General features: G+C 41.9%; 16 protein-coding genes. 12 read left to right on the plus strand and 4 right to left on the minus strand.

Going from position 1 to position 19287, the window contains the following annotated elements; all coding sequences use genetic code 11:
- Positions 1-51: 51 nt before the first annotated feature.
- Positions 52-1137: a tetratricopeptide repeat protein gene (locus PN499_RS25070; RefSeq protein WP_272035655.1), complete on the minus strand. Its 1086-nt coding sequence runs from the start codon at positions 1135-1137 to the stop codon at positions 52-54.
- A gap of 92 nt (positions 1138-1229) precedes the next feature.
- Here PN499_RS25070 and cysH point away from each other — a divergent pair, with 92 nt between their 5' ends.
- On the plus strand, positions 1230-1961 hold the full coding sequence (gene cysH, locus PN499_RS25075; protein WP_272035657.1) for a phosphoadenosine phosphosulfate reductase: 732 nt from the start codon (positions 1230-1232) through the stop codon (positions 1959-1961).
- 141 nt (positions 1962-2102) lie between these two features.
- On the opposite strand, the gene PN499_RS25080 is transcribed toward cysH, so the two are convergent.
- Complete coding sequence (locus PN499_RS25080) at positions 2103-3257, minus strand: ankyrin repeat domain-containing protein (protein ID WP_272035659.1); 1155 nt, start codon at positions 3255-3257, stop codon at positions 2103-2105.
- A gap of 425 nt (positions 3258-3682) precedes the next feature.
- Here PN499_RS25080 and PN499_RS25085 point away from each other — a divergent pair, with 425 nt between their 5' ends.
- The 4 genes from PN499_RS25085 (at position 3683) to PN499_RS25100 (ending at position 7702) form a co-directional block, all read left to right on the plus strand.
- Entirely contained in the window at positions 3683-4960 is a 1278-nt protein-coding gene (locus PN499_RS25085; RefSeq protein ID WP_272035661.1) for an ATP-dependent DNA ligase, read from the plus strand.
- A 90-nt stretch (positions 4961-5050) separates the two neighbouring features.
- The gene (locus PN499_RS25090) at positions 5051-5629 is read left to right on the plus strand and encodes a Uma2 family endonuclease (RefSeq protein WP_272035679.1); all 579 of its coding nucleotides are present in this window, start codon (positions 5051-5053) and stop codon (positions 5627-5629) included.
- A 186-nt stretch (positions 5630-5815) separates the two neighbouring features.
- Complete coding sequence (sbcD, locus tag PN499_RS25095) at positions 5816-7069, plus strand: exonuclease subunit SbcD (RefSeq protein WP_272035663.1); 1254 nt, start codon at positions 5816-5818, stop codon at positions 7067-7069.
- Positions 7070-7498: 429 nt separating this feature from the next.
- On the plus strand, positions 7499-7702 hold the full coding sequence (locus PN499_RS25100; protein ID WP_272035665.1) for a hypothetical protein: 204 nt from the start codon (positions 7499-7501) through the stop codon (positions 7700-7702).
- 184 nt (positions 7703-7886) lie between these two features.
- Here the strand turns inward: PN499_RS25100 and PN499_RS25105 are convergent, their stop codons facing one another.
- On the minus strand, positions 7887-9173 hold the full coding sequence (locus PN499_RS25105; RefSeq protein WP_272035667.1) for a CBS domain-containing protein: 1287 nt from the start codon (positions 9171-9173) through the stop codon (positions 7887-7889).
- Positions 9174-9526: 353 nt separating this feature from the next.
- Between PN499_RS25105 and PN499_RS25110 the strand changes: the two genes are divergently transcribed.
- The 3 genes from PN499_RS25110 (at position 9527) to PN499_RS25120 (ending at position 13467) form a co-directional block, all read left to right on the plus strand.
- Positions 9527-11977 (plus strand): hybrid sensor histidine kinase/response regulator, encoded by a 2451-nt coding sequence (locus PN499_RS25110; protein ID WP_272035669.1) that lies wholly within the window; start codon positions 9527-9529, stop codon positions 11975-11977.
- Positions 11978-12134: 157 nt separating this feature from the next.
- Entirely contained in the window at positions 12135-12662 is a 528-nt protein-coding gene (locus PN499_RS25115; RefSeq protein ID WP_272035681.1) for a cytochrome b, read from the plus strand.
- Between the two features lie 127 nt (positions 12663-12789).
- Positions 12790-13467, plus strand: a complete 678-nt coding sequence (locus PN499_RS25120; protein ID WP_272035671.1) for an N-acetylmannosamine-6-phosphate 2-epimerase — start codon at positions 12790-12792, stop codon at positions 13465-13467.
- Positions 13468-13667: 200 nt separating this feature from the next.
- On the opposite strand, the gene PN499_RS25125 is transcribed toward PN499_RS25120, so the two are convergent.
- Positions 13668-14027 carry a phage holin family protein gene (locus PN499_RS25125; protein WP_272035673.1) on the minus strand — a complete coding sequence of 120 codons (360 nt, stop codon included), beginning with the start codon at positions 14025-14027 and terminating at the stop codon, positions 13668-13670.
- 173 nt (positions 14028-14200) lie between these two features.
- Between PN499_RS25125 and mrdA the strand changes: the two genes are divergently transcribed.
- The 4 genes from mrdA to PN499_RS25145 all read left to right on the plus strand — a co-directional run bounded on the left by mrdA (position 14201) and on the right by PN499_RS25145 (position 19169).
- Positions 14201-16003 carry a penicillin-binding protein 2 gene (gene mrdA / locus PN499_RS25130; protein ID WP_272035683.1) on the plus strand — a complete coding sequence of 601 codons (1803 nt, stop codon included), beginning with the start codon at positions 14201-14203 and terminating at the stop codon, positions 16001-16003.
- A 436-nt stretch (positions 16004-16439) separates the two neighbouring features.
- A complete protein-coding gene (locus PN499_RS25135) occupies positions 16440-17459 on the plus strand; it encodes an ABC transporter substrate-binding protein (RefSeq protein ID WP_272035675.1) in 1020 nt (339 codons plus the stop codon).
- 121 nt (positions 17460-17580) lie between these two features.
- Entirely contained in the window at positions 17581-18375 is a 795-nt protein-coding gene (locus PN499_RS25140; RefSeq protein WP_272035677.1) for an ABC transporter ATP-binding protein, read from the plus strand.
- Positions 18372-19169, plus strand: coding sequence for an ABC transporter permease (locus PN499_RS25145; RefSeq protein ID WP_007356352.1), 798 nt, complete (start codon positions 18372-18374; stop codon positions 19167-19169). The genes PN499_RS25140 and PN499_RS25145 overlap by 4 nt, the downstream gene beginning before the upstream one ends.
- Positions 19170-19287 lie beyond the last annotated feature (118 nt).

The following is a 19287-nucleotide window of genomic DNA, read 5'->3' on the forward strand; positions in this document are numbered from 1 at the left end:
AGCGCCCACCTTACAATTCAAAATATTCTAATTGCTTTTGTAGTTTGTGTACTAAGGTTGAAGTTGTTTAAGAATTTCTTGGACTCGTTTGTAATCAAACATTTTCTCCTGTTCCTGATAGAGTTTTGCGGCTTGTTTCAAATCAGCGATCGCTCCCGATTTGTCTTCTAGAATAGAACGAGCAAGGGCTCTGTCTTCATAGCCTCCAGCATACTCAGGATCGATTGCCAGGGCGCGATCGCAATCCTCAATGGCTTTTGTGTCTCCCAGCCCAGCGCGAGTATAGCACCGACTGGCGTAGGCATAAGCATTTTCAGGATCGAGACGAATTGACTCGTTACAATCCGCGATCGCTCCTTGGTAATCTCCCAGTCCACGAGCGCGAGTGTAGCATCGATTGTTGTAAGCCATAGAATTGTTCGGATCGAGCTTAAGCAACTGGTTGTAATCCTCAATTGCTCCCTGATAATCTTTGATGGTGTCGCGAATCAGGCCTCGGTTCAAGTAAACGCTAGAATTGTTCGGATCGAGCTTAATTACCTGACTATAATCCTCAATTGCTGCCTGATATTCTCCCAATTGAGAGTAGAGATCCCCCCGAAATCCATAGACTAGGACATTATTGGGATCGAGTTTTATCACCTGATTGTAATCCTCAATCGTTCCTTGATAATCTTTGAGTATGTAGCGGATTGTGCCCCGCAAGAAATAAGCATAGGCATCAGTTGGTTCGAGCCTAATTACTTCGTTCAAATCCTTAAGCGCACCTTGAAAGTCTTCGTTAGATAACTTCTCAACTGCCTTTCTTCGGTAGTCGTCAACATCTAGCAATTCGATATCTTTGCGTGCGGCTTGCTGAAATTCTCCCGCGAGTTGAGAATTTGGTAACAGAGGTGCGATCGCTAAATTACTATCAGCATTAGCCGGAACTGGGAGTGCCAGAGGAGCAAGCAGAGCAATTGTTATCAGTAGTGGTTTGAGCAAATATACTCGTAGAGGCGAAGCCTGCGGACAGAAAGTCCTTGGGTAGCAACCATAAATTATCTGCCCGAAGGCTGTGCCCCGATCGCATGGGGATATTTCCTGCTCTCGGCTGCTGCGCGATCGCGAATTAACGGCTAGAATTTTTACTTTCATCTTTTTATTCGCCTTTTAACCGCACTTACTACTAAACCAACGGGTCGCAGTTCCGATATTGTAGAAATACAGACTGATTAAATTTCAACATAATGACTCAATCTACAGCATCTCCAATCTCAGTTGCCAACATTGACCTAGACGAACTGAACCAAAAGTTTAACTTAGCCCATCCCAGAGAAATTCTGGCTTGGTGTGTTGAGAATATCCCCACAGGATTAGTGCAAACTAGCGCCTTCAATGTCGATGACATGGTAATCACGGATATTCTCTACCGCGAACTTAAGCCAGAAGTTCCAGTACCCGTCATGTTTTTAGAGACTTTGCATCACTTTCCCCAAACTTTGGAGTTAGTCGCAAAGGCCAAAGAACTCTACAACCTGAATCTCCAAATTTACCAGAATCTAGATGTGGACTCCCGCGAAGCTTTCGCTGCTAAATATGGCGAAGCTCTTTGGGACAGCGATATTGCACAATTCCACCATCTCACTAAAATTGAACCTCTGCAACGGGGTCTCAATGAATTGAATACTGTCGCCTGGATTACCGGCCGCAGGCGGGATCAAGCTGTTACTCGTGCGGATATGCCTGTGTTTGAAGTTGACTCCCAAAATCGCCTCAAAGTTAATCCTATAGCGTCTTGGACGCGCAAGGAAACTTGGGCTTATGTAATGGAACACGGCGTAATTTATAATCCTTTGCACGACCAAGGCTATCTCAGTATTGGTGACGAACCGATTACAACGCCTGTAGCAGAAGGTGAAGATGAACGCGCAGGCCGCTGGCGTGGTACTGGCAAAACTGAATGCGGTATTCACATTTAGTGCTTCATTAAACATCCCCAAAAATTGCCAAATCATTGACGTGAGATGTTTGTGGCTGTTTGACACCTGTTCAAACAGCTATAGCAGTCGCCAAGACTATTAGGATTAGCTTCTTGAACAATTTTCATGCAGAATTTGGGGTTAAACCTTGCCTCCATAACGCTTTAACAGTGCGATTGTCTCAGTTTTTTTAGCGAGAATCGCTAAACGCAATGGAGTATTGCCTTTCATATCCTTAATATTCACCTTAGCGCCCTTTTCCAACAAGAACGGTATCAAGTCTATGCCAAGGTAATTACCCTCCTCCATCAACACATGGAGTGGTGTCTGTCCTCGACTATCTTGGGAATTGAGATTAGCACCTCTAGCAATTAACAATACTGCTACATCCCGGTTAGCATAGTGTAATGGTGTTCGACCTAAATTATCCTTAGCATTGACGTTGGCTCCCTTAGCTAACAATTGTTTGACGAGTTCTCGATCTAGAGCCTGAGTGTGTAGCGATGTTTTACCATCACGATTTTTTAAATTGACATCAACTCCCCTTGCTAACATTAATTTTAACACTTCTGGATGCAAACCACCGGGTGCATGAATCACAGCACCCTCACGATTTTGAATGGTTAAATCTGCTCCAGCTTCGATCAACAACCTGGAAACTTTAAGATTGTTATATGCGTAGTGAAGAGGTGTAAAATTTTGATTGCTGCGGGCATTGATATCTGCTCCTTTACGGATTAACAAATCGACCACCTTGGGATCTCTTGCTAAATGGAGAGGAGTCAGTTCTCCACTACGAGCATTGACATTAGCACCATTAGCAATTAAGATTGCCGATACTGCACGATTCTTCCGATTCCATTGATTATGAAGTGGGGTAATTCCATTCAGATTTTTGGCGTTAACATCGACACCTTTGCTAATTAATAAACGTGCCATTTCTTCAGAACTTCCCAAATGATGAAGTGGTGTATCTCCATTGCCGTCTTTGGCATTGACATCGGCTCCTTTGGAAATCAGGAGTTTAGCTAACTCATTTAGATCCGTTCCTAGTAGAAAATGAAGAGGAAAAATATTATAATTATCTTCACGAAACGTACAGAGTTCATTAGGGTTACTTCCTTGTTGAATTGCTTGGCGCAACGTCTCAACATCCACTGGCACACCCCAGGTCATTTGTTGTCTAATCATTGGGCAAAGAGAGGGTGAAGCTGCCAATGTAAATTGAGGAACAGATATGGCGCTTAAAGCAGCGATTAGACTTGCTGTGAAGATATTTAGAGATGGATTAGACATAAGTGTGAATGAGAGAGAAGATTTCAGTTTTTGATGTTGATATTCCAACGATAAAAGCTGATTCAGTAATCAAAGACTTGAATAGTGTCACTATCTCAATCTCTACAGGGTTCGCTAGGTAGAAACACAAAGAAAAAATGGCTGAAATCCCTACAGCATAAGTGAGATAGGCTCTTGGATGGATAGGGAAAAGATGCAGGCGATGGTGAGACAGTTTGGTAATTGGCACTACATCGGAAAGGAGTTTGAAGAAGGAAGAAGGATTTAGTTAGCTTGGTATCAATTAACTTGACTAATAAATCAAGAGAATCTATATTGTAATCATAAGACTAAGCCACATATTGTAACGCCGCCCTCTGGGCGGTCAAATTACTGCAAGCGAGGGCGGCGTTACTAAATTCTCTAAGAATATAAGGGAGTTAAATATGGAATACACCGAATATATCGAATCAAAGCGAAAAGCCGCAAAGAAAATCAGCACCGACATTCGAGAACGCTGGAACAACCGCATCGTTACTAGAGGATTACACCTATTAGGAGAACAAGGTGCTTTGCAGTATTTAGCCGATTATGGACGCGGAATAGGTACTGCGAAAGTTGTTAGTTTTGCACTATGTGCGGAATCGGAAGGATACCCAGAGATAGCGGCTGGATTTTGGCAGAAAGCCTTTGAGTTGGAGACAGGACAAAAGGCGCTTGTTTCTAATTTGGAAAATAGTTCTGCTTCCGAAATCACTAAAAAACCTAAATCTAGCACGCAACCAAAATTTGTCAATAATATTGATATTATACCCGAATTACCGCCACATTTACAACCCGGAAGAATTGTCACAATGCAGGCAGTAGATGCACCCAGCGAACGCTCTTATTATATAGAAAATTCTGACTATTGGGGTCAGCCAAAACGCGATGGCAATCGAGTAGTTGTAATTGCCACCAAAGATAAAATTTACTATCAATCCCGTTCGACTCGATTGCGCCAACAGCCATCAATTGAACTTGAGATTAGATTAGTTGAAGCCGCCACTAAACTAGGATCGTTTGTTTTAGATGGGGAATTATATTATAAAAGCGTTACTGGCAGCGAACACCGAACAGGTTCTCAGGCTGCAACTGTTAATATTGAAAGCGGTTTTCCTACTATTCATCCGCACGTAGTCTATGGCATTTTCAAATCTCTTTTCTTTAAGGGAAATGACCTAACTCAGGTTACAGAGTCAGACAGAATTGCAGCAGGTGTTGTCATTGGTAAACTGCTTGCTGCTAATTCCCAAGAATTTGAAATTGTACCTACATTTCGCACCTTAGAAGAGAAAGCTTTATTGGCACGCCAGCAGGAAACAGAGAACAGAGAAGGAGAAATCTGGATTTTGCATAACTGCCGCTATGTGGGAGGAAAAGATGTCCGCACCTTCCCAATGGTGAGGACTAAATACTGTCTTGAACTCGATTTATTAATTGTAGGACTGACTAATACAAAAGTGGCGGGGCGACCATTTAGTGCAATTGAAGTTGCACGAGAAATTGAGGGTAAATTAGTCCCTGTGGGAACAGTTGGGACTGGTTTTAGCATGGAAGAAATGGAGGAAATTTCCCGACGCTATGCTGCCAATCCTCACGGTGTTAAAATAAAAGTGCGATCGCAAGGCTTGACAGAAAGCGGACTGCTTTGGCACGCTCGATTTCTTGAGTTTAGTTCATAAATGTGCTTGTGACAATATCCGTAACGCCGTCATCCTGGCTGTAGATATCCTAAATCAATGTACAATGTAAAATTAGCGGATAAAATGCAAATGTTTGTTAACAAAAATAATTTCTATATATCTCCCAAAGACTATCTAGAAGGGGAACGGCAAAGTCCGATTAAACATGAGTATCGGCGAGGGCACGTCTATGCGATGACGGGCGCTAAGAACCCTCATGTACGCCTCTCTGTCAAATTAGTAAGTTTGTTAGAAAATCATCTTGATGATACGAACTGCCTTGTTTTCATGGCAGATACAAAAGTCAGAATTGAAGAAGCTGATTGTTATTACTATCCTGATGTAGCGGTGACTTGCGATCAAAGAGATACAAATTCTACGGAAGATTTTATTCTCTATCCTTCTCTAATTATTGAGGTGCTGTCTCCATCAACGGCAATTTTTGACAGAAATGAGAAATTTGCAGACTATCAAAATTTATCAAGCTTGCAGGAATATGTGCTAGTCAATCAATCTCAGGTTAGGATCGAGTGTTTTCGTCTCAATGCTGAGGGAATTTGGGTTTCTCAGACTTATGAACAGGGAGATGAGTTACACTTAGCTAGTATAAATTTTAGCTGTCCGATGAGCGAAATTTATCGCAAAATTCCGGGAATAGATAATGAATAAAATTATTTTACGTAACGCCGCTATCTTGGCGGTTAACTCACCGCGCCTGTTGGCGGCGTTATACTTTTGGGGAAGTTCTACAGTACTAAGTAAATCCTTCTTCCTTCTTCCTTCTCTCCTAGATAACTAAATCCTTCTTCCTTCTTCCTTCTTCCTTCTACTTAACAATTACAGGAGAACGAAATAATGATTAAAATTCTTCACGTCTCAGACATCCACATGGGAAGCGGGTTGTCTCATGGAAAAACTAATCCAGAAACGGGTTTAAATACCCGGCTGGAAGATTTTACTAGCACTCTAGGGCGCTGTATGGATAGGGCAATTTCTGAGCCAGTTGATTTGGTTATATTTGGCGGAGATGCTTTCCCTGACGCTACGCCGCCGCCATTTGTAAAAGAAGCTTTTGCCCGCCAATTTAGCCGCTTAGTCGAGGCTCAAATTCCGACAGTATTGCTAGTAGGAAATCACGACCAACATTCCCAAGGACAAGGAGGCGCGAGTTTAGGAATTTACCGCACTTTGGGAGTGCCAGGATTTATTGTAGGCGATCGCTTAGAACTCCATCGCATCCAAACCCGCAACGGCCCAGTACAAGTTATCACGCTTCCCTGGCTTACCCGTTCTACCTTGATGGCGCGATCGGAAACCGAAGGCTTTTCCCTTGACGATGTTAACAAATTACTTGCCGATCGCCTCAGAGTTGCGATCGAAGGTGAAATCCGCCGCCTCGACTCAGAAGTACCAACCATATTACTCGCTCACTTGATGGCAGATCGAGCCAATCTCGGCGCTGAACGTTTTTTAGCCGTTGGAAAAGGCTTTAACATTCCCCTCTCAATGCTGACTCGCCCCTGTTTCGACTATGTAGCCCTCGGTCACGTCCACAAACATCAGAATCTTAACAAATCTAACGATCCTCCCGTGATCTATCCCGGTAGCATAGAACGAGTTGATTTTAGCGAAGAAAAAGAAGACAAAGGTTTTGTCCTGGTTGAACTAGAGCGGGGGAAAGCCACTTGGGAATTTTGCCCTTTGCCAGTACGGGATTTTTGCACCATTAAAGTTGATGTATCCCAAGCAGAAAATCCTCAAGTAGAAATACTCAAAGCAATTGAGAAAAAGGAGATTAAAGACGCGGTAGTGCGGTTAATTTACCAGTTGCGATCGGATCAATTAAACAGTATCGAAAATGCAGAATTACACAGCGCTTTGAGGGAAGCTCACAGCTACACCATTCAACCAGAATTGCTCAGTCAACTTGCTAGACCTCGCTTGCCAGAGTTGGATTCTAGCAACAGCATCGACCCCTTGGAAGCACTGAAAACTTATCTAGACAGTCGGGAAGACCTCAAAGAGATAGCAGAGAATATGTTAGAGGCAGCCAACAGCTTGCTTGCCCACGAAGAGGAACCAATACTGGAGTTAAGTAAAGGAACATAATTAGCCTGAAAATACCGATTCTCTAAAAGCTAGTGACCTAAGTGTTTTCCCTTCAGTCTTCTGATAAATACGCTCTAGTGATAGGTGAGAAAGATCACAAGGTGAAGTGACGGGGATCGTCGCAATCCCCTAAAGAATAATTGTGTTAGGGATTAGTTTTCTAGTGACTGGTAGTAGCAATAAAAATCATCCGTTGGGAAGATACAGCTCAAATATTAAATCAAATACTATTTATTTAGATAACAGTTTATTTAGATAGCAGTCGCCATGCTTGTTAAAATCTTATTAATTTCTGAAACTCTTGCTGAAGATTGCCTTTCACTTCGGCCTTTGTAGATAACTAACTTTTTCGGTATAGCTCTTTTCTGCCTTCTGCCTTAGCCTAAGCCTTAGCCTTCTGTTATATATGAATTTAAAGGATGTACAGCAATGATAAACAACACAAATTTTTTTTCCAACCAAATCCTTGAGTTATATGCTCAGGTTTCTTGCACGGGCCAACTAACTCATACAGATAAATTAACATTAGAATCTGCTTTGTCCAATGGTTCACTAGACAAAGAAGAGAAAATAGCAATCCAACGGCTGTTCTATGCTCTACGCCGAGGATATTTTCATCTCGTGGACAACTAACACAGGACTTACGCACCCACGCACCCAACCAAAGAAACCGGGTTTTTTGACAAAAATACTTTGCCCGAACCCACAGATTCTTTAAAAAACCCGGTTTCTGGAACTCCACAGTAATTCCTAAATTAGCGATTAGCGATTAGCCATTAGCAATTAGCCATTACCAATTACCAATTACCAATTACCATCAATTCTGTTTTCTGTATCTGAGTGCCTGTTCAATTTTTTCAATTAGGTATCGCGAATCTCCCTGTTGTACCAACTTTTCTAACTGCGAGACTGCCGCTTCAGACCTCTCGATTTGTTGAACCAAAGAATCCCCAGTGGTAGTATCTACGTTTCTCAAATGCTCTTGTAGAATTGGAATTAAATTGGGATTTTGATTCCTGGCAAATTCCTCTAATTCTAACAATGCCATCTCTCCGCGTTCTATCTTTTGACTGACACTCCTAGCAGCGTTAGCGTTGCTTTTAGCAGTCTCAGTGAGTTCTTGTATGCGAATTTTAAAGCGGCTAGTGATTTGATCGATTTGATTGCCTACCTCAAAGGCTTGGCTTACCAGTCGGCTAATTTCTAAACTTACTTGGCTCAGCCCATTAGATTGATTACCCTGCTGGTTGGAGACAATCGTAGCTTGTACTGCTAAGTGTCGAACTTGTTGGATAATCTCTCCAATTAATTTAGAAGCACTGTTAACTCCTTCTAAATCTTTGCCTATTACCTTACCAAGGTCTAAAATTTTATCTGTATTGTTGCAAATAAAATTAGAACCCTGGAAAGTCGCTTGGAAAGCTTGCTTGCCTTCTACGCAAATTAATTGAGCAATACGAATAAATCGTTGATTTAGCTGAGCGACTTCTTGGGCTTGTTTCAAGAGTTCTGTTTGTTCAGAACTATAACTTGGGCTGGGCTTTTGTTTTCTCTTCAGAGTAGCTTCTAGAAGCTGGCTATATTCCTTAACTTTTGTCTGTCCTTGCTGAATTTTTTCAATATACTGCTGCGCTTCTAACTTTTGCTGGTGAATCGCCTTATTAGCTTGAGCTAACATTTGAGACTGAGCTAAAATTAGAGTTTGGATATCAAGCAGATGGAGACCTCGGTCTTCTAAAACAATAATAATTGGTTCATAAACCAGGTCTTTAGGTCGATTAAGAGCTGTTTGCACGGCTTCATCTATTTTCCAATTTTCAGAAAGCACCAAAGGGGGAATTCTAATAAAATCTAAAAGCAAACGAATCGGCCGTTGCCAATAAAGCTCAACTCGATCGGGGAGACTCATTTGTTCGCGAAATTTGACACGAGAAATCATGCCCAACATTTGTGAGTCTTGAGTAATAATTACTCCAGGTAGATCGGGTTGCTGCCCAAATTTTTGGGCGATAACCTGTCCGAGAGTTGTAGAACTCACTTGGAAGTCATGGGAGGGCAATTGGCCTAGCGTGGAATCCAGCGTTAGCTGAGTTAGGTCGCTCATGCACCCTAGTACCGTAGGTAAAAGTCAACAAACCATATATCTTGGCATTATACTGGTTTAAGGTTAAATAAACTCATCATGCTGTTTCCTCTAATTTCACTTGTACTCAAGAAAAACAAGGGCTCCCTGGGGCCCCTGCTGGGTTTGCCACCTCAGAGGAGAGATTAAATGCTGAGGTTACAGATAAGTTCTAATCTCAAATTTACATAGCTAATGTGCGGCATAACCGTCCCTAGAACTTCCAATCCCAAATTTCCCATCTAATTTCATTGATTGCCTCGCAAACTCGACCCTCCGTTTCCCCCTATAAAACAAGGGAGATTATGGTCATTTTCTGTAAATAAACCAGATAAATGTCTATTCTTACACCTCCAACATTAACTCGGACTTTACCTGTAGAAACCTTTGATGCTATTTGCCAATTATTGCGACAAATGGCTCAAATTCCAGGTACATTAATGCTTACGGAAAATGCAATCGCCGCAACTGAATTTACTACTGAGTTACCCCAAAACTTTGCAATATTTATTTCGGAAAAATTTAGCGCACTATTGTGGGTGAAGGAAGAGGTGCAGACTGCGGGAGATATCTGCACTCTCCCCGATCAAAAATTCCCAATTAAAAATTCAATAGTATCTAATACTTCATTAAATGTCGGGTTGACTTTCGAGCCAGAAGCAATCGCTGCTTTTGGATATAAACTATGCGATCTTCACATAGCAGCAGGGACGAAACTGCCGAGGAATATTGACATTTATGCCATGAGAATGGCGCTAAAAAATATAAAATCTAATGATGCTAATCTCCAGAGTGAATTCACCCTGCAATTGCTGGAAATTATTTCCTTAAATTGCTGTGTAAATTCCGCCCTCTATCCTTCAGGGTGCAAATATATAGAAGATTCCTGTCACCCGCAACTCGAACAAGAACGGCTTTTAAATCAGGTAACAACTCAGATTCGGGAGAGTTTAGAATTGCCAGTGATTTTGTCAACAGCAGTCGAGCAGTTTCGACAATTTTTGCAGGTCGATCGTCTGTTAATTTATCAATTTCAATACCGACAAAAAACTAGCGAGAATATTGAAAATAAGCTTCCTACTAAAAAGACGATAAAACAGGCTTCAGAGCAACTCTGTGGTCGTGTTAATTACGAAGCTTTGGCGAATGAAAAGATCGCTTCTGTACTTTACTTATCTGAAGGATCGGCTTGTTTTCCCGACGTACCCAACTATCAAGAGAAATATCGCAAAGGAATTACTATCGGTGTCGCAGATATCGAAACTACCTACAGCGATCGCCCCTGTTTTTTAGAGTTTATGCGCTCGTGTCAGGTACGAGCTAAGTTAGTAGTACCGATTATAGTTCAAGAAGAACTTTGGGGGCTACTGATTGCCCACCAGTGTTTTGAGGTACGCGAGTGGGAAGAAAGTAAAAAAACGTTTCTGAGACAAATTGCAGAACACTTAGCGATCGCAATTTACCAAGCCGAACTCTATGCACAGTTGCAGCAGCAAAAACGTACCCTAGAACAGCGGGTAATTGAGCGCACCCAGGAACTCCAAGATGCACTTGCTGCGGCCCAATCAGCGAGTCTTGCCAAAAGTGAATTCTTAGCAACTATGAGTCATGAATTACGGACTCCTCTCACCTGCGTAATTGGGATTTCCGCTACTCTCCTACGTTGGTGTTGTGGCAATGAAGCTAATAGCAAGATTCCTCCTTCCAAGCAGAAAAATTACTTGCAAACTATTCACGATAGCGGTAAAAAGTTGTTGGATTTAATCGAAGATATTCTAGATTTATCTCAAGTAGAAGCTGGGAATACGGCATTAAAAATCAGTGAATTTTCCCTATCTCAAGTAGCTTATTTAACTGTAGCCGATATCAAGGAACAAGCAGCAGCTAAACACATAGCAATCGCGATTGAACAGCAAATTGAACCCGGTCGCGAGCGCTTTGTAGGCGACCAGCGTAGAATTAAACAAATCCTCTTCAATCTATTGACAAATGCCATTAAGTTTACCCCAAAAGGGGGGCGAGTAACCCTCCGAGTTTCTGTAAAAAGTGAAAATTCTATATCCCCATTGCGTCAAAAGAGCATTAAATCGGGTGGAAATATTGCTGTTTTCCAGGTAGAAGATACTGGCATTGGCATTGCTAAAGAGCAGCAATCTTTGCTGTTTCAGAAATTTAAGCAGTTAGATTCACCTTACCGCCGCGAATATAGCGGTATTGGTTTAGGTTTAGCCTTAACTAAACACCTAGTAGAATTACATGGCGGCGCGATCGAAGTCAAATCTACTGTCGGCGTTGGCTCTATTTTTACAGCATTTATTCCAGTTCAAAATATCAAAAAACTTGAGCGGGTTGCCAACAGGAAAGAGGAACAAACAGATTCATTATTTATCTCTCAATCTTCTGCTTTGCAAGGTTGTCTCGTTGTAATTGAAGAAAACGAGGAAATTGCCGCGCTTATTTGCGATATTATGACAGCAGCGGGCCTGCAAGTAGTGTGGATGATTGAAGGTTCTACTGCGGTAGAACAAATTAAATTGTTTCAGCCTATAGTTGTAATTGTCGATATGCGATTGCCAGGAATAGATGGTTATGAAATCATCCATCAGTTGAGAAACCTCAGCGCCAATTATGCTCAAGGTCTCAAAATTCTAGCTTTAACAAATAAGACAATGCTATCCGATCAAAAAGCAGCCATGAATGCAGGTGCAGATGATTATTTGAATAAACCTGTGCAGCCAGAGGAACTATTACATAAAATCACGAATTTGCTAATAACTAATGGCTAAGATTACTGGGAATGTTGCATGATTTTGGGGAACTGGTATAACTTGACAGATAAAGGTTGTCTGGGGTAATTTATCCTTAATAATCTAGATAAGAGAAAAGATGATTTTCAGCAAAGAGGCAATTAAACCTAGACTTAATTCGGCTTTTAAGCAATTAATGTCTATACACTGGGTAATGGGGTGTTGCTACCTGTTGCTGTTTACAACAGGTACATTTATGGCGAATGTGTCCCGCGAGACTCCACTCCGGGGAGAATTGTATAATTTTCATAAGGCAATGGGTGTCTTAGTTATGGGTCTTTTGACCTGGAGAATCTTGATTTTACTTCAGGTATGGCGGCGTAAATATACTCGCAGTTTGCCAAAGCTTAGTCGGGAGTGGACGCAGAAATTTTTATTACATTCTACGCTGTATTTATTTATGTTTGCACTTCCGGTTAGCGGTTTCTTTTTTGCAAATTCATATAAAAATAACAATGTCCATTTCTTGGGGTTTACTCTGCCCGATATATTCCCCCAAAATTCTGCTTTAGTGGACTTAAGTAGAAGTTTGCACTTTTGGTTGGCTTATACATTTCTGGCATTTATTGTGTTACATATCCTGGCACAGCGGAAGGTTGTTCGTGCTAACTGGAGGCGCTTTAAAGGGATGTTAAAAGCAAATTTTGTTTCTAGAAAATCATGAATAAAAACTAGGCGATGCAAAGAATAGCTTATAATCAAGGGGTTTAGAAAGTTAGAATCTGCTAAAACCTTGTCGTTTGCTATACTAACACAATCACCCATTACCAATTACCCATTACCAATTACCAATGATTCAGTACCAATTTCCCAGTAAACTAATAGTATCTTGTCAAGCACCAAGTGATTCGCCTTTGCATGAGCCGAGCGTTATTGCAGCAATGGCAGAAGCGGCTGTCAATCAAGGAGCCGCAGGTGTTAGAATTGATACTCCAGCTCATATTACAGCAGTGCGATCGCGCATTTCCTCGCCAATTATTGGGATTTGGAAACAAGTATTGCCGGGATTTGAAGTTTATATTACTCCCAGATTTGAAGATGCGGAGGCGATCTCAGCCGCAGGTGCAGACATCATTGCCATTGATGCTACTCTCAGAAACCGTCCAAACGGAGAAACAGTTAAGAGTTTGATTGCTAGAATTCACGATGAATTAGGCAAACCCGTAATGGCTGATGCAGACACCTTAGAAACAGCAATTAAAGCAGCAGAAGCGGGAGCTGATGCGGTGGGAACTACTCTTTATGGCTACACTGCTGAAACGAAACATCTATCTCCTCCCGGTTTTGAACTACTTGCCAAAATGGTAGAAAAATTAGATATTCCAATTATTTGTGAAGGTGGTATTGCTGGGCCACAGATGGCAAAACAGGCTTTAGATTTGGGAGCTTTTGCAGTTGTTGTGGGCGCTGATATTACTGGGATTGACCTTAAGGTAAAAGCTTATAATTCGGTAATTGGTAATTGGTAATTGGTAATTGGTAATTGGTAATTGGTAATCAAATACTGAAAAGTCTTGCTACAATTCTTATTTTGGGTAACACTAAAATTGTACTTAACCTACGGCTATTACTGAATCAATTACCCCCTATAGTCCCCCTTAGTAAGGGGGACGGCGACAGCCGGGGGTTTAATAAAGTGCAACTTCACATTAAATTGGTATTACCCTAATTAGATCAGCACGCCATTAATGAAATTGCTAACTAAAGCCAGAGCTAAGGCTCCTAATACAGCACTCCACATACCCATTCGCAAGCTGAAACCCTCAACAGATTTAGCTGCTAAGGCAAAAATAATCACATTAATAACAAAAGCAAAAAGCCCTGACAGCAAGCCGAGAGTTAGAACATTGGGTATAAAAAATACCGCTCTGAAAATTGGCATGATTAAAACATTCAAAATCCCCAGAACTGCTGCTGAAACTATTGCTTTTGGCGTACTGTCAATTTGAACGCCAATAGGCAATTGAGAAATAAGTAGCAAGCTGCTACCTGTAACTAACCAAGCAATCAAAATGTCAAGTGGCTGCATAGTACAAACTCCTTCCTTAAAAGCTGAAGCTTAGAAAAATTGATATTTAACTATACATTAACCAAAAAATATCGTTGCTTCCTCTACCAATCGGCATAATTTATGTTTATGATTTTTTCCGGATGGCAATACCTTTGATAGGGAAAGAGAAGAAATGCGGTTTGGGTATGAAAATGGCTAGCAATTATATTTTTAAATCTGGAACGGGCTTTTTTGACAAAGCGGCTCTCGAAAATGCGGTACTTCGCCGCAGTAGATTACACCGAGCGATATTATTAATGCTGTGCATTACTGGTTTGATGGGTCTGCCGATTTTTCGTCTAGCTCAACTGCAACTGGTTCAAGGCGAATACAATCGACAGCGGGCAGAGCACAACCGCATTCGGTTATTTCCTGTTGCTTCCAACAGAGGTCAACTTTTAGACCGTAATGGCAAAATATTAGCAGCAAATCGAGTTTCCCGTTCGGTATATTTATGGCCAAAGGAACAGGCGGCAAAGGAATGGCCTGCTACAGCTTCTCTGCTGAGTTCCATATTGAAGATATCTAAAGAGGAAATTCTTAAGAAATTAGAGAAGGTTGGTTATAAATCTGCTTTGCCGATCCGAATTCGGCAGGATATTAGCCGTGCTACGTTTATTTCTTTGTCTGAGCAAGCAGGTAATTTGCAGGGGATTGAAATTCGTCCTGAATCGAGTCGGGACTATCCTTATGGAGATTTAGCAGCGCACGTTTTGGGATATATTGGCGAAGCTAGTTTAGATCAGCTTAAAGCTAATCCAAAGTATCCGATGGGGATGATTGTAGGTCAAATGGGAGTGGAACGCATCGCGAATTCTTCCCTTGAGGGTGTTTGGGGAAATCGTTTGATTGAGGTGAATGCAAAGGGTCAAGAAATACAGGAGTTGGGGGTGAATTCTCCTGTTGCTGGTAAGTCGGTGCAGTTGACTTTGGACTTGGATATGCAGAAAACTGCTGAAAAATCTCTAGGCGATCGCTTGGGAGCAGTGGTTGCTTTAGATGTGAAGACGGGGGCGGTTTTAGCGATGGCTAGTTGGCCGGATTTTAACCCGAATATTTTTACTAGCAAGGTGAGTAAAAAAGAGTGGGATCGCCTTCAAGGTGAAGATAAACCTTTTCTAAATCGCGCTCTACAAGGCTATCCTGCTGGCAGCACTTTTAAAATTGTTACGGCTACGGCGGGGATGCAGTCGGGGAAATTTTCTCCCGATTCAACTTTGTTTAGTTCTGCTTCTATTACTATTGGTGGTATATCTTTTAACGAACATGGTGCTGGTTATGGCACTATTGGTTTTCGCGATGCTTTAGCCTACAGTAGTAATACGTTTTTTTATCAAGTAGGGATGGCCGCAGGGCCGGAGCAAATGTCTAAATGGGGCCATGAATTGGGGATTGGCGGGACAATTAATCTGAAGCTATTGGGGTTAGATGGGGCAAATCATGGTCAAATTCCAACGCCGAAAGAGAAAGTGAAAATGTACGGGGAAGATTGGTATGTTGGCGATACGGTGACGATGGCAATTGGTCAGGGTTTGGTGTTAGTAACGCCTTTGGAGTTGGCGGTGATGGTGTCAACTGTTGCCAATGGGGGTTGGCGAGTGCAGCCACATTTGTTGACTTCTCAAGCTAATGAGGCTAAACCGATTAAGACTGCGATCGCGCCCGAAACTTTAAATGTGATTCGCCAGGGGTTGATTGATGTGGTGCTTAAAGGTACTGGTCGCGGTATGAATGACGGTTCTATTCCTCTGAGTGCGGGTAAGACGGGGACGGTGGAAATTCCAGGCCACCCGGATAATTCTATGTATGTGGGTTTTGCGCCTGCCGATAAGCCCGAAGTTGCGATCGCGGTTGTTGTCGAAGGGGGGGGATATGGGGCTGTATCGGCCGCTCCTGTCGCCCATGAGATATTTAGAACCTATTTCCAGAAGAAAGGTTTTAAACCTAAGAAGTAATTTTGTCAGTAGTCTCGCAATCACAAAAATATCAGGACTTACGCAAAACGTAAGGTGGGCGTTCGCCGCGAAGAGCCTGCAACTCATAGCTACATCCAATTAAAAATTAAAAGTTAAAAAGGAAATTAATTATATTTTTAACTTTTAATTTTTAATTTTTAAAAGAGGCGATCGCCCACCTGTGCATTTTATAGTGTTTATTTATCTCCACCTGCTTAAGTCCTAATTTTGTGTAGAGAAACCCTGACATTTTCCACCATTTCTCCACTTAAGCTTCCCCAGAATATACACACTAAATCTCTATGCTGTATCGATAATAAATTTCGAGGAAGCGATTTCTAACAGGCGGCTATTACGCTAGAGAAACGGTGAATCGAAATTCTGTATCTTATGATTCAATTCTAGTCCAAATTATCTTGGATGTAAAGGTAAAACGATGAAAATTCGGAGACGGTATTTTCTTCAGTTGAGTGCAGGTAGCGCGATCGCGATCGCGGCTCACGGATGCACTCAATCTCAAACTCAGACAAGCACTACTGGGGCAACCAGTTCAGAGAATCCCGGTAAAATTTCGATTGGATTCTGGCCGGTCGCCTCTGGATTACCCTTATTTGTCGCCGAGAAAAAGGGTTATTTCAAAGAAGCCGGCTTAGACGTAGAAGCAGTCAAATTTGCCTCACCCAACCAAGTTGCCGAAGCATTAATTGCTGGAAGGCTTCAGGGAACAGGCAATGGAGTTGCTAGCGGTGTCTTGGGACTTTCAGAAATCACATCACCGGGATTATTCAAAATCATTGCTGCCAACCCCAGCAATGTTGACTACAAACTCGATCAAGTGATTGTGGGCAAAAATAGCTCAATTCAGGCGATCGCGGATTTAAAAGACAAAAAGTTTGCCACAGGACCAGGAGCACAGAATTTAGCGATCGCGCAAGCAATCCTGGCAGCAGCAGGAGTTACCAATCCCCAAGTACAGCAAATAGAAATTCGGCAACACATAGCCGCGATCGAATCGGGACAAATTGATGCAGCTTACACCCTAGAACCAACAGGTACAGTTGGCGAAGTTAAAGGTCTTACCCGCATTCTGGAAAATGGAGTTGTTTCCAAATACATTTTAGGCGATCCCAAAGCTCCTTGGTTTGGTGGTGCAGCCGTACTAAGTAGCAAATTTATTCAGCAATATCCCGCTACAACCAAAACCTACACAGAAGCCTATCGCCGCGCTGTTGAAGATATTAGGAAGAACCCGGATGAAGTGCGTCAATATATGGTAGGCTACACCTCCATCGAAGGGGATTTAGTGCAAAAAGTTCCCATGATTGGATACACAATGTACAACGAATTTAAGCCGGAAGATGTGACCTACTTCCAAAAATTCTTCAATTTTATGACTGATAAAAAAGTCTTCTCAAAACAACTTGATGTTGCCAGCTTATTGTACAAACCTGTTTAGTTACAAGACTTATGCAGAACCAAGCTAACTTCCTTAAAAATATTTAAAAGGAATGCGAGGGAATCGAGGTTTCAGACTTCAAATGCGTAAGTCCTAAATCACTTTTCTGGAGAACCATATTATGCTTGTAAATCCTGTCATTAGCCCGAATATTGCCCCACCAGAACATTTTATTTCCGTACAAGGATTATGCAAATCCTTTGCAGGACAACCCCTTTACGAAGACTTTAACCTCGATTTACCCAACAATCAATTAGTTTCAATTTTTGGCCCCAATGGCTGCGGTAAATCCACCCTAATTAACATGATTAGCGGGTTGATTCCCATCGATCGCGGTGAGATTCGGATTCATGGTAAACCAATTCGCCGGGCCAAAATTGGCTATGTGTTTCAAAACTATCGGGATTCAATGTTTCCCTGGATGAGTGCCTATGACAATATCGCCTATCCACTGCGAGTTAAGGGAGTACCAGAACAGGAATGTCGCGATCGCGTCGAACGCCTAATCGACACCTTTAATATTCGCCTTGACCTCAAACGTTATCCCTACAATTTCTCTGGTGGACAGCAACAATTAGTTTCCATTTTGCGGGCGCTAGTTGCCGATCCAGAAGTTCTTTTTCTCGATGAACCCTTTTCCGCCTTGGACTTTGAAACCACCCTATTCGTGCGCGATAAACTCCAAGAAATTTTCATGGCTACTGGCATTCCGATGTTAATGGTAGTTCACAACTTAGAAGAAGCAGTATTTCTAGCAGATACAGTTCTACTTTTAAGTAAACGTCCAACTCATTTAGTGGAAGCAGTACCCTTTACTGTTTCTCGTCCGCGTACCCCCGATACACTTACGTCTACCGAATTCATTGAAGTCAGCCGTTACTGTTTAGAAATCTTTCGTCAGGAGATGCGGAAATGAATACTTCTAGCGTACCTTCCTCTAATATTGACGTTCAAAAATTTTCCTTCGATCGCTTTTTGCCATTCATTGGAGTATTGGTACTTTTTGGTGTTTGGTGGTTAATTTCTATCTCTGGTTTTGTCAATCCAGTGCTATTACCTACGCCTTTTGCTACTCTCGGTACGCTGATTGCGGGAATGTTTACAGGTGTAATGTTACCTGATTTTATCGCTACGGTGTTACGAACTTTTAGCGCTTTTTTGATGGCTGGTATTATCGGGGTTCCGGTTGGTGTGGCTTTGGGTAGTTCTGAAAAAGTTTATCGCAGTGTCGAATTTTTAATTGATTTTTTCCGTTCGACACCAGCAAGTGCTCTGATTCCGATGTTCATTCTATTTTTTGGAGTTAGCGATTTTTCTAAAGTAGTAATTGCGGCTTTTAGCGCGTTTTTACTGATTGTATTTAACAGCGCTTATGGAGTGATTAATGCTAAGCAATCGCGGATTCTGGCAGCAAAAGTAATGGGGGCAAACCGTTGGCGAATTTTCAAAGATGTCTTACTGTTGGAAAGTTTGCCTCAAACCTTTATTGGTTTGCGTAGCGGTATCAGTATTTCCCTGGTAATTGTGATTGTGGCGGAGATGTTTATCGGCACAGAACAAGGCTTAGGAAAACGGATTATTGATGCTCAACAAGTGCTCAATGTCAAGGATATGTATGCCTCGATTTTAGTCACGGGAATTTTAGGCTATTTCCTGAATATGCTGTTTCTAATTGTAGAGAAACGGTTTATTCATTGGAGTGGTAAGTAGTCTCGAAATTCCGATAAAGCAGCCAGGGGTTAAAACCCCTGTCTAACAGCTAAAGTCCTCTCAAGAGGACTGAAGAACTTATTAGTCCAGGACTTACGAAAAAGTATCGTAACGCCGC

This window comes from Kamptonema animale CS-326, assembly GCF_028330895.1.
GTDB classification, from domain to species: Bacteria; Cyanobacteriota; Cyanobacteriia; order Cyanobacteriales; family Microcoleaceae; genus Kamptonema; species Kamptonema formosum.

Bases quoted from the DNA above. Each gene is read 5' to 3' on its own strand.
- mrdA (WP_272035683.1), top strand. From the start codon at position 14,201: ATGGCTAGCAATTATATTTTTAAATCTGGAACGGGCTTTTTTGACAAA.
- PN499_RS25085 (WP_272035661.1), top strand. From the start codon at position 3,683: ATGGAATACACCGAATATATCGAATCAAAGCGAAAAGCCGCAAAGAAA.
- PN499_RS25115 (WP_272035681.1), top strand. From the start codon at position 12,135: ATGTCTATACACTGGGTAATGGGGTGTTGCTACCTGTTGCTGTTTACA.
- PN499_RS25120 (WP_272035671.1), top strand. From the start codon at position 12,790: ATGATTCAGTACCAATTTCCCAGTAAACTAATAGTATCTTGTCAAGCA.
- PN499_RS25090 (WP_272035679.1), top strand. From the start codon at position 5,051: ATGTTTGTTAACAAAAATAATTTCTATATATCTCCCAAAGACTATCTA.
- PN499_RS25110 (WP_272035669.1), top strand. From the start codon at position 9,527: ATGTCTATTCTTACACCTCCAACATTAACTCGGACTTTACCTGTAGAA.
- PN499_RS25145 (WP_007356352.1), top strand. From the start codon at position 18,372: ATGAATACTTCTAGCGTACCTTCCTCTAATATTGACGTTCAAAAATTT.
- PN499_RS25125 (WP_272035673.1), bottom strand. From the start codon at position 14,027: ATGCAGCCACTTGACATTTTGATTGCTTGGTTAGTTACAGGTAGCAGC.
- PN499_RS25135 (WP_272035675.1), top strand. From the start codon at position 16,440: ATGAAAATTCGGAGACGGTATTTTCTTCAGTTGAGTGCAGGTAGCGCG.
- PN499_RS25080 (WP_272035659.1), bottom strand. From the start codon at position 3,257: ATGTCTAATCCATCTCTAAATATCTTCACAGCAAGTCTAATCGCTGCT.
- cysH (WP_272035657.1), top strand. From the start codon at position 1,230: ATGACTCAATCTACAGCATCTCCAATCTCAGTTGCCAACATTGACCTA.
- PN499_RS25140 (WP_272035677.1), top strand. From the start codon at position 17,581: ATGCTTGTAAATCCTGTCATTAGCCCGAATATTGCCCCACCAGAACAT.
- sbcD (WP_272035663.1), top strand. From the start codon at position 5,816: ATGATTAAAATTCTTCACGTCTCAGACATCCACATGGGAAGCGGGTTG.
- PN499_RS25070 (WP_272035655.1), bottom strand. From the start codon at position 1,137: ATGAAAGTAAAAATTCTAGCCGTTAATTCGCGATCGCGCAGCAGCCGA.
- PN499_RS25105 (WP_272035667.1), bottom strand. From the start codon at position 9,173: ATGAGCGACCTAACTCAGCTAACGCTGGATTCCACGCTAGGCCAATTG.
- PN499_RS25100 (WP_272035665.1), top strand. From the start codon at position 7,499: ATGATAAACAACACAAATTTTTTTTCCAACCAAATCCTTGAGTTATAT.